Origin of the sequence: Sporofaciens sp. SGI.106 (genome assembly GCF_050314255.1) — a bacterium.
GTDB lineage: Bacteria > Bacillota > Clostridia > Lachnospirales > Lachnospiraceae > Claveliimonas.
This window is the reverse complement of the sequence record NZ_JBNPMZ010000003.1, coordinates 209811-222807: the sequence shown is the minus strand read 5'-3', so window position 1 is coordinate 222807 and position 12997 is coordinate 209811. Positions and strand designations below refer to the sequence as shown.

The 12997-nt window shown below is 39.3% G+C and carries 15 protein-coding genes; all 15 read left to right on the top strand.

What is annotated here, in order from left to right:
* Positions 1 to 912 carry a glycosyltransferase family 2 protein gene (locus ACQRCC_RS04110; RefSeq protein ID WP_427849526.1) on the top strand — a complete coding sequence of 304 codons (912 nt, stop codon included), beginning with the start codon at positions 1 to 3 and terminating at the stop codon, positions 910 to 912.
* 23 nt (positions 913 to 935) lie between these two features.
* Positions 936 to 1991, top strand: coding sequence for a glycosyltransferase family 2 protein (locus ACQRCC_RS04105; protein ID WP_427849525.1), 1056 nt, complete (start codon positions 936 to 938; stop codon positions 1989 to 1991).
* A gap of 38 nt (positions 1992 to 2029) precedes the next feature.
* Positions 2030 to 2887, top strand: a complete 858-nt coding sequence (locus ACQRCC_RS04100) for a LicD family protein (protein WP_427849524.1) — start codon at positions 2030 to 2032, stop codon at positions 2885 to 2887.
* 1 nt (position 2888) lies between these two features.
* A complete protein-coding gene (locus ACQRCC_RS04095; RefSeq protein ID WP_427849523.1) occupies positions 2889 to 3761 on the top strand; it encodes a LicD family protein in 873 nt (290 codons plus the stop codon).
* A gap of 1 nt (position 3762) precedes the next feature.
* Positions 3763 to 4821, top strand: coding sequence for a pyridoxal phosphate-dependent aminotransferase (locus ACQRCC_RS04090; RefSeq protein ID WP_427849522.1), 1059 nt, complete (start codon positions 3763 to 3765; stop codon positions 4819 to 4821).
* Between the two features lie 9 nt (positions 4822 to 4830).
* Positions 4831 to 6141 (top strand): adenylyltransferase/cytidyltransferase family protein, encoded by a 1311-nt coding sequence (locus ACQRCC_RS04085; protein WP_427849521.1) that lies wholly within the window; start codon positions 4831 to 4833, stop codon positions 6139 to 6141.
* An 18-nt stretch (positions 6142 to 6159) separates the two neighbouring features.
* Positions 6160 to 6879 (top strand): IspD/TarI family cytidylyltransferase, encoded by a 720-nt coding sequence (locus tag ACQRCC_RS04080; protein ID WP_427849520.1) that lies wholly within the window; start codon positions 6160 to 6162, stop codon positions 6877 to 6879.
* A gap of 12 nt (positions 6880 to 6891) precedes the next feature.
* On the top strand, positions 6892 to 7941 hold the full coding sequence (locus tag ACQRCC_RS04075) for an NAD-dependent epimerase/dehydratase family protein (RefSeq protein WP_427849519.1): 1050 nt from the start codon (positions 6892 to 6894) through the stop codon (positions 7939 to 7941).
* A gap of 13 nt (positions 7942 to 7954) precedes the next feature.
* Complete coding sequence (locus tag ACQRCC_RS04070; protein WP_427849518.1) at positions 7955 to 8779, top strand: glycosyltransferase family 2 protein; 825 nt, start codon at positions 7955 to 7957, stop codon at positions 8777 to 8779.
* 8 nt (positions 8780 to 8787) lie between these two features.
* Positions 8788 to 9480, top strand: a complete 693-nt coding sequence (locus tag ACQRCC_RS04065; protein ID WP_427849517.1) for a glycosyltransferase family 2 protein — start codon at positions 8788 to 8790, stop codon at positions 9478 to 9480.
* A gap of 10 nt (positions 9481 to 9490) precedes the next feature.
* Positions 9491 to 9853, top strand: a complete 363-nt coding sequence (locus tag ACQRCC_RS04060; RefSeq protein WP_427849516.1) for a DUF2304 domain-containing protein — start codon at positions 9491 to 9493, stop codon at positions 9851 to 9853.
* An 88-nt stretch (positions 9854 to 9941) separates the two neighbouring features.
* Entirely contained in the window at positions 9942 to 10718 is a 777-nt protein-coding gene (locus tag ACQRCC_RS04055; RefSeq protein WP_427849515.1) for an ABC transporter permease, read from the top strand.
* Between the two features lie 6 nt (positions 10719 to 10724).
* Positions 10725 to 11459, top strand: a complete 735-nt coding sequence (locus ACQRCC_RS04050) for an ABC transporter ATP-binding protein (RefSeq protein WP_427849564.1) — start codon at positions 10725 to 10727, stop codon at positions 11457 to 11459.
* Positions 11460 to 11473: 14 nt separating this feature from the next.
* Positions 11474 to 12073, top strand: a complete 600-nt coding sequence (locus ACQRCC_RS04045; RefSeq protein WP_427849514.1) for a hypothetical protein — start codon at positions 11474 to 11476, stop codon at positions 12071 to 12073.
* Positions 12074 to 12091: 18 nt separating this feature from the next.
* A complete protein-coding gene (locus ACQRCC_RS04040; protein ID WP_427849513.1) occupies positions 12092 to 12988 on the top strand; it encodes an NAD-dependent epimerase/dehydratase family protein in 897 nt (298 codons plus the stop codon).
* Positions 12989 to 12997 lie beyond the last annotated feature (9 nt).

Genomic DNA, 12997 nt, shown 5'->3' with positions numbered 1-12997 from the left:
ATGCTGGTATCTATTATTATTCCAATGTATAACAGAGAGAAAACAATAAAGATGGCTGTGGAAAGTATTCTGGAACAGACCTGTCAGGATTTCGAGCTTATCATTGTGGATGACTGCTCTACCGATCGCTCGGTGGAGATTGTAAAAAATATAGATGATGACAGGATTCGTCTGATTATCTGTGAGAAGAATGGAGGAGCGTGTGCTGCCAGAAATATCGGTATAGAGAATGCGCAGGGTGAATTTATTGCCTTTCAGGACAGTGACGATTTCTGGCATGCGGATAAACTGGAAAAGTCGCTTTATTATTTGAAGAGAGAGGATGCCGATATGGTATTTTCTGCTCTTATGAGAGAAGAAGAAAAAAAAGGAAAGATCATCAGAAGTCGTCTGCCGGTATATAATCTGAATCAGGAGAGCGACAAGCTTGGACGGGTTATGTGGCAGAATTGTGTAAGTACACAGACAATCGTTGCGAAAAAAAGTTTATTTCAGGATGTATGTTTTGATCCTGTGTTTCCACGGTTTCAGGATTGGGATTTTATCATTCAGGTTTTACTGAAGCAAAAAAAAGTCTATTTTATCGATGAAGCACTTGTAGACTGCTATGTTGTTGAGAACAGCATAACATCTGACGGAAGAAAAGCTGTTAAGGCATTGAGATTGATGGAAAAAAAATATATGCATGAGTTTGGAAAAAGGCCGGATATTTACGGGAAATTCTGTGCAAAAGCGGGATATCTGATAGAAATGTCTGGTGGCAATGGCAGTTACTATTTTAAAAAGGAGTACAGCCTTAAAAAGTCACCGGGGAAAATAGTAAAAGTAATCCTGACTTCCATGAGATTGTATCGGCCAATTAACAGCTGTTTTGGCAGTCTGATTGAGAAAATATATAAGAAAAGACGTTAAGATAAAGATAGGAGAAATATATTGTGGATAACAGACGAAAAGTCAGTATAATAATGCCGGTTTACAATTCGGAAAAATATCTGAAAAAGGCAGTAGACAGTGTGTTGAATCAGGATTTTGAAGATTTTGAACTGATTATGGTGGATGATGGAAGTCCGGATAACAGTGGAACTATCTGTGATGAATATGCAAAGAAGTACCCAAATGTAAAAGTTGTGCATAAATCAAACGGAGGCATTTGCTCTGCAAGAAATGCAGGCCTGGAGGTGGCAGAAGGAGAGTATGTCGGCTTTTGCGACAATGATGACATTTATCTGCCGCATTTGATCCGGGATAATTATGAACTGGCAAAGAAGCATAATGTGGATTTGATGAGATATGCCAAGATCAAGCGTCTGGAAAAAGATGACGGGCGTATATGGGAGATACATACCCGTATTCAGGATATGTTTATTGAAAGAAAAGATTTTTATAAATTCTATCGAAATATCAGGCGGGAAGATACGATCTGGACAGCATTTTATCGTCGGGAAATAATTGAAAAAAATCATATTCGATTCGATGAACGTTTTAAGTACGGTTCAGAGGATCTGAATTTTAATCTGCAGTTTCTGATGCATTGTGAGAAACTTGGATTTAATTCCAAAGAGTATTATTCGTGGACACAGAGGGAAAGCCGCAGTACGTCCAGAAATTTTCAGAGGGATTATCTGGAAAAAAATATGATCAACATGAATCTGGAGTATAAATTTTATTCTGAGATCTGCCATAAAAAAGTAACAAACAGAATGAAAAATGAATTTCTGATCAATTCATATGTGTATCCGATCATTGATTATATGTGTATTCAAACATGTGATATGACTTTGAGTGAAAAAGCATCATATCTCAATCGAATGAGGAATCATCCTGTTTTTGATAAAAATATTCCGAAGAAAACATTAGCGTCAGTCCGGAAGGATAATCTTCGGGTATATATTACGATGAAGTATTTTTATGAGAGAAAATATAAAAGGCTGATTATTCTTATTGATAAGGGTACCGGCCTGCTGGCAAAATTTCGTTTTAAAAAAGTGTAAGAATGCGGCAGTACTGCATCGGATTAAAAGGAGTAATTATGTACGGAGAGTATGAACCAGAGGTTTTGGAACAGCTTCATCAGGCAGAACTGAATATGCTTAAAGATTTTATGGAACTGTGTGACAGGAACGGAATTGAGTATTTTGCAATAGCAGGAACAGCAATAGGTGCTGTCAGACATCAGGGATTTATCCCGTGGGATGATGATATTGATATTGCGCTTCTGAGAGAGGATTATCATCGATTTGTAAGAGCTATGAAAAAGGATAAAGTGTTCTCTGAAAAGTATGAATTATGGGGACCGGATCAGCCACACAAATACTATAATCTGCAGCCGACACTGATGCGCCGCGGTACAGTGTTTGTGAATGAATATGCAGCAGCAGCAGGCTTCAGACCAGGCATTTTGATGGATTTATTTATATATGACAGCATTCCGCAGGAACAGAAAAAAGCGGATAAAATTATAAAAAAATGCCGGCGGTATACAGTGCTCTACAGAATTCGGAATATTAACTTTTTCAGGCTTCTGCATGGACAGCCGATGAAGCAGAAAATAAAAAATATTATCTGTGGATTTATGCGCATCGGGCTCAGGCTTCTTCCAAAGAGCGATGAAATTCTTTATCGGAGATTTCTCCACTGTGCTACTTCCTGGCGTGGCAGGTCGGATAAGTATACCTGTTTGTTTGACCCGGGATCACATATTATGGATATCCAAAAAAGTAATGCATATCCAACAGTCAGGTATCCGTTTGAAGATACGGAAATCAGGCTTCTTAAGAACTACGATGAACAATTGAGGCAGCATATGGGTGATTATATGAAGCTCCCTCCGGTAGAGAAACGTACAAATCATTGCCCGGTAGAGCTTGAGTTTGGAGAGATAGAATAAGATGAAAAAGAAAAAGCAGTACAGAGAATATGATGAAAAAACATTACGCAGGATTCAGAAAACAGAATTGGGTATCCTGAAGGATTTTATTGATATTTGTGAACGTCATAATCTGACCTATTTTGGAATTGCAGGCACGGGTATCGGAGCTCTTCGTCACCAGGGATTTATTCCATGGGATGACGATATTGATATTGCTCTTCCAAGAGAAGATTTTGAAAAGCTCATCACCTATGTGGAAGAAGAGATGGGAGATAAATATCTGATCATGAATACGGAGCGCTATCCGAATTATCCGTTGATGACAACAAGAATGACACTTCGGGGAACCCGGTTTAAAGAGGAAGCACTCAAAAACATTAAGGCTCCAATGGGTATTTTCCTTGATATATATCCTTATGATAAGGTGAGCGATAACCCGAAAGAGGCGAAAAAGCAGGCGCGGGATGCATGGTTTTGGAGTAAACTGCTTATTCTTCGCAGCATTCCGTTTCCGATGCTGGGATTTTCCGGATGGAAAGCAAAAGCAGTACATGCAGTTTGTGGGATGATACATCTGGTTTTATCCGTGTGCCATGTGCCGAAACTTTGGATTTATAAGAAAGCCTATGAGGCGGAAACAAGATTTAATCATTATAAAACAACAAAGAAATTGAATTTTTTATGTGATACAAGTCCATATATGAACACGTATTATGTGAAAGATATTTTCCCACTGCAGAAATTGCCGTATGAAGACATTATGCTGAATTTCCCACATAATCTTCACGATAATCTGACGGGAATGTATGGGGATTATATGAAACTTCCGCCGGAAGAAAAAAGAAAAAATCATTATCCATATGAATTGAAGTTTCCAAAAAGGGAGAATTGATATGAAGTATTACGTGAATGAACATATAAAAAACACACAAAGAGTTTTTCCGGGACAGGGCAGATATGATTATTATCGTTATGATATGAATGAAAATCCGGAAGGGTTGCCAAAAGAATTCGTGGATTCTGTGTTAAAAGAAATCACACCGGAGTTTTTGTCAGTTTACCCGGAACCGGACCGGTTTCTTCAAAAATATGCTGACTATATTGGGGCAGAGTACGAAAACGTGCTCACTACCAATGGATCTGATATGGCAATTCGTTATTTGCTGGAAACTTTTGGTGAAGTTGGAAAAGAAGTGGTTACGGTATCGCCATCCTTTGAAATGTACTGGGTGAATTGCAGTATCCTTGGTCTGAAACATGTCCCGGTATCCTATGAAGAAGATCTGACAATCTGCATAGATAAAATTCTTGCGGCAATTACTTCGGATACCAGAATCATAGTATTGCTGAACCCCAATAATCCGGTCGGAAATGTTTATTCAGAGGAAGAGCTGGAACAGGTAATAGAACGGGCAAAAGAAGTTGGTGCCATTGTTATTATTGATGAAGCATATCACTATTTTTACCCAAATACTTTTCTCAGATATGCATTGAATGAAGAAAATGTAGTTGTTCTGAGGACATTTTCGAAATTAATGTCTTTAGCAGCATGCAGATTGGGAGTTATCATCAGTAATCCGGAGATTATAAACTATGTAAAAAAAGGAAGACTGACTTTTGATGCAAATTCCATTGCACTTTTGTTTGCCGAAAGATTAATCGATAATCCGGATATTATTGAACAGATGATCGATATTGAAAACAGGGGAAAAAAGTATACACTGGACAGCCTCAGGGAACATGGTTATGAGTGTCGTGACTGCAGAGGGAATTTTATTTTTGTGAAGCCAAATCATGACGCAAAAGAAGTTTCCGACAGACTGGCTGACAAGAAGAAAGTTCTTGTGCACCCCTATGGGAACCCGTTGTTGAAGAAATATATACGTGTCTCAATTGGTTCATGTGAAGCAATGAAGATTTTCTTAGATGCATTTTATGAAATCGATGCTTAGGAGAGTTATATGAAGAAAGTAATTACTTACGGTACCTACGATTTACTGCATTACGGACATATACGACTGTTGGAAAGAGCCAGGGCACTGGGAGATTATTTAATCGTCGGCGTTACGGCAGATGATTTTGATAAGACCCGTGGAAAGATTAATGGAAAGCAGTCTCTGATTGAAAGAATAGAAGCAGTGCGTGAGACCGGGCTTGCAGATGAGATTATTGTCGAAGAGTATCAGGGGCAGAAAATTGATGACATCAGAAGATATGGAGTGGATATTTTTGCTATCGGTTCAGACTGGGAAGGGAAATTTGATTATCTGAAGGAATACTGCCAGGTCGTATATCTTCCGCGTACAGAAGGAGTATCCAGTTCTGAACTGCGCAGCCGCAATCATGTTTTTCGTATAGGAATTGTCGGAGAATCGGCAATGGTGGACAAGTTTGTCGCAGAGGTCCGGTATGTAAATGGTGCAGAGGTCACAGGTGTATGCAATGGTTATGAGAAAACTGAGTATGAAGAACTGTTGAATAAATCAGATGCAGTATATGTGGTTTCAAATCCAAAGGAGCGTGCAGGCTTAGTGAAGCGAGCACTGCTGAAAGGAAAGCATGTGCTGTGTGAATCACCGGTCGCAGAGACGGAAAGTGATTGCAGATACCTTATGAATCTGGCTGAAGAGAAAAAACTAATTTTAATGGAAGCAATAAAGACAGCTTACGCTACGGCATATCACAGACTTTGCCTTCTTGCGAAAGGCGGAGTAATCGGCAAAGTTGTTTCTGTCGAGGCAACCTGTACAAGTATGCGGGAACAGGATACAGAATACAGCAGGGCAGAGCAGAGATGGGGAAGTCTGTCTGATTGGGGACCGATTGCACTTTTACCGGTTTTTCAGATGCTGGGAACAAACTATCTGAATAAGAGGATCGTTTCCTGGATCGAATCAAAGGCTGAAAGGTATGATGCATTTACAAAAATTGATTTTTTATATCAGAATGCCGTGGGTTCAATTAAAGTCGGAAAAGGTGTTAAATCAGAAGGAATACTTGTAATTACAGGAACAAAAGGATATATTTATGTTCCGGCACCATGGTGGAAAACAGATTATTTTGAAGTAAGGTATGAAAATCCGGAACAGAATAAGAGATATTTTTATCAGTTGGATGGTGAAGGAATCCGTTATGAGATTCTGGAATTCCTGCGTTCGGTTGAAACGGGCGTAAAAGGAACCTATCTGGACGATGAAATTGCACTGGCAATCAGTTCAGTGATTGAAGCGTATAACAGCAATGAAGATGTACTGACTATTGAAAATGCCTGATGGGATGGAGGATGGAGTATGAATGTTGCATTGATTTTTGCCGGAGGTTCCGGCAAAAGAATGAATTCAAAATCAAGACCAAAACAATTTCTGGAGCTCCACGGTAAGGAGATTATCATTTATACAATCGAACATTTTGAAAAACATCCGGAGATTGATGCCATTGCGGTTGTCTGTATTGAAGAATGGATAGATTATCTGAAATTGATTTTGAAGAAAAACTGTATTGAGAAAGTGAAATGGATTGTTCCGGGAGGCGCTACGGGACAGGATTCAATTTATAACGGGCTTCAGGTGATACATGAAAACTGTCCGGAAGATTCAGTCGTACTGATACATGACGGAGTAAGGCCGCTGATCAACGAGGAACTTATCACAGCCAATATCAGATGTGTGGAGGAGCATGGATCTGCAGTGACGGTTGCCCCGGTTACGGAAACAGTAATGCTTACAGCGGATGATAATCAGGTTTATACAAGTGTGGAACGAAGCAGATGCCGTATGGCGAAGGCGCCTCAGGGTTATTTTTTAAAGGATATCTATGCGGCACACAGGAAAGCAATTGCTGATAACATTCATGATAAGATTGATTCTGCAACGATGATGAGTGACTATGGGTATTCTCTTTATACAGTAGAGGGGGGACCGGAGAATATCAAGATTACGACCCCTTCAGATTTTTACATTTTCAGGGCATTAATTGATGCCATGGAAAATTCACAGATATTTGGCATTTAGAATGGAGAAAAAATGGATCACATTTTATTGGAAGATATAGAATATATTGCAAATTCAGCTGACATTGCCTGGGACAGGCTTCGGAATAAGGCAGTACTGATTACCGGGGCATCGGGTCTTATCGGTTCACAGATTGTATTTGCACTGGATAAATATAACCAGCTGTATGATGGAGAAATCCGCATATATGCATTGGTGCGGAATATAGGAAAAGCGGAAAAATTATTTAGAGACTGTACAGGTTTTGTGCATACAGTAACAGGGGATATTCAGGCGGATATTGATATCGAAGATGATATAGACTATATTATACATGGAGCCAGTATGACCAGCTCCAGGGATTTCGTAGATTATCCCGTAGAAACAATACTGACGGGAATGAACGGAACGGATAATGTGCTGAAATTTGCAAGGAACAAAAAAGTAGAAAGTATGGTATACCTCTCATCACTGGAAGTGTATGGCGTTACAGATCCGGATAAAATGAGTATCCGGGAGGATGAGTACGGTTATATTGACCAGCTTGTTCCGAGAAGCAGCTATTCTGAGGGAAAGCGGATGGCAGAGTGTCTCTGTATATCCTATGGAAATGAGTATAATGTTCCTGTAAAGATAGCGAGATTGTCCCAGACTTTCGGACCGGGAGTGTCCTATGGGGATAACAGGGTATTTGCACAGTTTGCAAGATGTGCAATAGAAGAAAAAGACATCGTGTTGAAAACAAAGGGGGAAACATACAGAAATTACTGTTACATCAGAGATGCAGTTATGGGAATTCTGTGCGTTCTCCTGAAAGGCAGAGACTGTGAAGCTTATAATATTGCAAACAAAGCAACAGGAATCAGTATTTGTGAAATGGCAAAGCTGGTTGCTCATGATATTGCAAAGGATAAGATTAAAGTTGTTTTTGATATTGCAGAAGATGTGTCAAAGCTGGGTTACGGACCGACGATTAAAATTGCTCTGGATACTGCGAAAATAGAAGAACTCGGCTGGAAAGCGGAAGTAGATTTGCGGGATTCGTTTGAACGCATGATTCAGAGCATGAAGAGTTTTGATTGACTAAATTAAAGAAATGGATGGAAAAATGCATAAACATACTTTTGTGATCTGCGCATACAAGGAAAGTCCATATTTGGAGGAATGCGTGAATTCACTGATTCGACAAACAAAAAAAGAGAATATTCTGATCATTACATCAACACCTAATCCCTACATTGAAGGAATTGCAGAGAAATATCAGATTCGGTACTTTGTAAATGAGGGAAAGGGAGGAATAACAGAGGATTGGAATTTCGGTTATAAGTGTGCAAAGGAAAAGTGTCACAGTGATTATATCACCATCGCACACCAGGATGATGTATATGAAAAAGGCTATCTTTCGGCGGTCCTCAGATCAGCGAAGCAGGCAGAACATCCTCTTATAATATTTGGTGATTATTATGAAATACGGGATGGGCAGAGAATTCTGAAAAATAAAATATTGAATATAAAAAGGCTGATGCTTCTTCCGCTTCGCATCAGAGGACTTCAGAGATCCAGGTGGGTAAGACGAAGAATTCTTTCATTTGGGTCACCAATCTGTTGTCCATCGGTTACTTTTGTGACGAATAATCTTCCGGAAGTTATTTTCGAGAATCATTACCGGGCATGTGAAGACTGGGAAGCATGGGAAAAGCTGTCCGGATTAAAAGGCGAGTTCGTATATATTCCCAGGCTGATAATGGGACACAGGATTCATGAGGATTCGGAGACTACGGCGGCAATCGGTGATAATAAAAGAACGGCGGAAGAGTTGGAGATGTTCTGTAAATTCTGGCCGGAGTGGTTTGCGCGGTTATTACTAAGACAGTATTCGAAAGGACAGCAGTCTAACGAATTGGAACAGACTGCAAAATAATATAGGTTATGAAAAAATTAATTATTATTCCCGCATATAATGAGGAAAGCAATATAGAAAAGACAGTAACGGCTATTCAGAAGAACGCAGCAGGATTTGACTATGTGATCATCAATGACTGTTCGGTAGACCATACAAGGGAGATCTGTGAGGAAAAAGGATATAATATCGTAAATCTTCCCATTAATCTCGGTATTGGGGGGGCTGTTCAGACCGGATATAAATATGCGTTAGAATATGGATACGACGTTGCGGTGCAGGTGGACGGTGATGGACAGCATGATCCGGAATTTCTGGATACGATGGCAAAGCATTTGATGGATAATCATTTGGACATGGTCATTGGTTCCCGGTTTATTGAAAAACAGGGATTTCAATCATCAAGGCTTCGGCGGGTTGGAATTGTTTTCTTTTCAAAATTAATTTTCCTTCTTACCGGACATAAAATTACAGATCCCACATCAGGGCTCAGAATGATAGGAAGAAATGTCATGCAGGTATTTGCAGCCGATTATCCAAGAGACTATCCGGAACCGGAGACAGTTGTGGCGGTTTTGAGAAGAGGGATGAAGATTGAGGAAATTCCCGTGATCATGAAAGAGAGAGAAGGAGGAGTCTCATCAATTTCATTGAAGAAATCGGTTTATTATATGATAAAAGTTACATTGGCCATTCTTATAGAAAGAATCAGAAAATATTAGAGGTGCGAGTATGATGAAGATAAGAATACAGATCATTGTTGCGGTAATCATAATTACTGCATTGTGCGTGATCATAAATATGATAAGAAGAAAAAGGCTTGAGCTCAGATATGCTTTGGCCTGGCTGATCGTAGGAGTAGGTATATTGATTCTGGACATCTTCCCGAATCTTATGAAATGGCTTGCAGTACAAGTTGGAATTGCCAGTCCGGTCAATATGCTCTTCTTTTTTGGATTCTGCTTTTCGCTGATGATCATATTCGTGTTGACGGTGGCAATTTCCAGAATGTCAATTCGTATCAAACAGCTTGCGCAGGAGCTGGCTCTTTACGAAAAAAAGGAAGCAGATAAGAAGAATGATGAGAAGTTCTGATATTTTTGGTTGAAATGGGAGTTCTTGATAGTTATAATATTCAATGTTATAATGATAGAGAAAATGTATTTAGGTCTGGAGGATTATTGTGTCAACTTATATTCAAAATTTTTTGCGGTTTATACCACTTTTGCAGGAATTGGTGGCGAGAGATATTAAAATCAAATACAGAAAGTCGATTTTAGGGGTTTTGTGGACGTTGCTGAACCCTTTATTTATGATGATAGTTCTGTCGGTTGTATTTTCTAATATTTTTAGATTTGATGTAGAAAATTTTCCGTTGTATCTCTTGAGTGGACAGGTTATTTTTAACTTTTTTGTGGATTGTACTACCAGTTCTATGACATCGATTATCGGAAGTGCTGCTTTGATTAAAAAGATATATATTCCCAAATATCTTTTTGTTATTTCAAAGGTGCTCTCCTGTTCCATTAATCTGATGGCATCATTTACAGCCCTGATCTGTGTGACACTTGTTATGAGAATGGAGTTACATGTGACTTTGCTCCTTGTAATCGTACCATTGATTTTCCTGGTTATGTTCTCACTGGGAGTAAGCATGATTCTTGCGTCTATGGCGGTGAAATTCAGGGATATTATTCATCTTTATTCTGTTTTCACAACGGCACTTTTGTATTTAACACCGGTTATTTATCCGATGTCCATACTGCCGGAGAAGATTAAAATGCTGGTAATGCTGAACCCTATTACAAATATTGTAATGATGTTCCGTAATTTGTATATGTATAATACGCTTCCAAGCTTTGGTTCATTTTTTGTTGCAGCAGCCGAATCTATATTGATTTGTGTGCTTGGAGCTTATGTATTCTGGAAGAAACAGGATGAGTTTATTTTGAATTTGTAGGAGTATATCATGAAAGATGTAATTATTAGTGTGGAAGATGTTTCAATACGTTTTAATCTTGCACGGGAAAAAGTGGATAATTTAAAGGATTTTTTAATTAGAAAGGCAAAAGGCAAGATTGCCTACGATGAGTTCTGGGCATTGCAGCATATTAATCTGGAGATTGAGCGCGGAAGTTCGGTAGGACTGATCGGTCTGAACGGATGCGGTAAAAGTACACTGCTGAAGACGATTGCGGGCGTTTTAAAGCCTACGACCGGAAAGGTTACCGTAAAGGGCAGTATGGCTCCGCTGATTGAACTGGGAGCCGGCTTCGATATGGATCTTACAGCGAGAGAGAATGTTTTCCTGAATGGAGCGATACTGGGTTATTCCAGAAAAGAAATGGAGCAGTACTATGATGATATTGTTGCGTTTTCTGAACTTCAGGATTTTATGGATGTACCAATTAAGAATTTTTCATCCGGTATGATCTCACGTATAGCATTTGCTATTGCTACAATTGGTAAACCGGATGTGCTGATCGTGGATGAAGTACTGGCAGTAGGAGATTTCCGTTTTCAGCAGAAATGTGAAGAACGAATTAAGAAGATGATGACACAGGATACGACGGTTCTTTTTGTATCTCACAGTATTGAACAGGTGAAAATGATCTGTGAGAAGGCAGCATGGATTGAGGCCGGACATTTGAAAATGTACGGGGATGTGCAGGAAATTTGTGATTTGTATCAGCAGTCGTAGTAAGAGGTGTGCAGATGGGTAAGAAAGTGAAATATGGTGTGAGCATAATCATAATGCTCATTTTGATAATTTTATACTCTTTTGTTGATAAGAAGTATCCGGTTTATGACGAGGATATACCGATAGAAGAGTATGTTTTGAGTGAAGAGCTGACGGACGGCGACAGTATTTCCCAGACTTTCCGCGCAGAGACAGAAAGTATAAAGGCAGTCAGCTTGAAATGTACTGTTAATGGAGATGCATCCAGTGGAGATTTTCTGTATACATTATATGATGAGAGTGGAAATGAGGCGGGAACAGGCCAAATTGCACTTTCTGATTTGAAAAGCGGAAAATTTAATATGTTTGAATTTGATACGATAGAGAATTGTCAGGGAAAAGATTATACATTTGAAGCAAAAGCAGAAAATGTCGGTGAAAACAGTATTTCCCTGTATAAGACTGTTTCAACGGAAGAGAATACGACCATGGAGCAGAATGGTGTTAAAACAGAAGGAACCCTTGTGATGCGAGAGGTGACACATGTGTTTGACTGGGAGACCTTCGTTGTGGTGTTCTGCTTTGCAATTTATATTATAGTGTTTATTAAGATGTTGTACAAATTCTTTAGTTAGGATAAAAGGAGGACAGGTATGAATTCTAAGAAAATTTTGGTAACAGGTGCAGGTGGTTATATTGGAAGATATGTGGTATCAACATTACTGGATTTTGGAATGAGTGTTACAGCGGTCGATATCCGTACAGAGGGGATCGATGAAAGAGCAGAATCACTGCAGTATGACATATTCAATGGAAAAGAATCCATTTATACGGATCTTGGAGAACCGGATGTATGTCTTCATCTGGCATGGAGAGATGGTTTTGTTCATAACAGCAATGCACATATGGAATATCTCTATGATCATTATGTGTTTGCGAAAAATATGGTGGAGGGCGGTCTGCGTCAGTTTGCCGCTTTGGGATCCATGCATGAGGTTGGATATCATGAGGGAGCAATTGATGAGAATACAGGCTGTAATCCCAAGAGTCTGTATGGTATTGCGAAGAATGCCCTGCGTCAGTCTCTTCAGCTTTTAAGTGAGCAGGAAAAGTTCTGTTTCCAGTGGCTGCGGGGATACTATATCATGGGAGATGATTTGAAAAATCACTCTATCTTTACCAAAATCCTGGAAGCAGAGAAGGAAGGAAAAGAGTTTTTCCCTCTGAATCTGGGAACAAACCAGTATGATTTTATTACGATTGAAAATATGGCAAGAGAGATTGCCTTAACAGTGATACAGGATGAAGTATCCGGTGTGATTAATTGCTGTACAGGAAATCCGGTATCTCTTAAGAACAAGGTGGAAGAGTTTATTGCGGAACGTAATCTTGCAATACGTCCGCAGTATGGTGTATTTCCGGAGAGAAGCTATGATTCCCCGATCGTCTATGGAGATACAAAAAAGATTTCTGCTATTATCATGAATGCGAAGGGCAATCAGGAAGTTGAACATGCAGTTTCCGTTCTGAAGGAAATTGTTGCAAAATAGGAGAGAAAA

Coding starts and splice junctions, on each gene's coding strand:
- ACQRCC_RS04040 (WP_427849513.1), top strand. CDS start 12,092: ATGAATTCTAAGAAAATTTTGGTAACAGGTGCAGGTGGTTATATTGGA.
- ACQRCC_RS04060 (WP_427849516.1), top strand. CDS start 9,491: ATGATGAAGATAAGAATACAGATCATTGTTGCGGTAATCATAATTACT.
- ACQRCC_RS04075 (WP_427849519.1), top strand. CDS start 6,892: ATGGATCACATTTTATTGGAAGATATAGAATATATTGCAAATTCAGCT.
- ACQRCC_RS04045 (WP_427849514.1), top strand. CDS start 11,474: ATGGGTAAGAAAGTGAAATATGGTGTGAGCATAATCATAATGCTCATT.
- ACQRCC_RS04110 (WP_427849526.1), top strand. CDS start 1: ATGCTGGTATCTATTATTATTCCAATGTATAACAGAGAGAAAACAATA.
- ACQRCC_RS04085 (WP_427849521.1), top strand. CDS start 4,831: ATGAAGAAAGTAATTACTTACGGTACCTACGATTTACTGCATTACGGA.
- ACQRCC_RS04070 (WP_427849518.1), top strand. CDS start 7,955: ATGGATGGAAAAATGCATAAACATACTTTTGTGATCTGCGCATACAAG.
- ACQRCC_RS04100 (WP_427849524.1), top strand. CDS start 2,030: ATGTACGGAGAGTATGAACCAGAGGTTTTGGAACAGCTTCATCAGGCA.
- ACQRCC_RS04065 (WP_427849517.1), top strand. CDS start 8,788: ATGAAAAAATTAATTATTATTCCCGCATATAATGAGGAAAGCAATATA.
- ACQRCC_RS04080 (WP_427849520.1), top strand. CDS start 6,160: ATGAATGTTGCATTGATTTTTGCCGGAGGTTCCGGCAAAAGAATGAAT.
- ACQRCC_RS04090 (WP_427849522.1), top strand. CDS start 3,763: ATGAAGTATTACGTGAATGAACATATAAAAAACACACAAAGAGTTTTT.
- ACQRCC_RS04095 (WP_427849523.1), top strand. CDS start 2,889: ATGAAAAAGAAAAAGCAGTACAGAGAATATGATGAAAAAACATTACGC.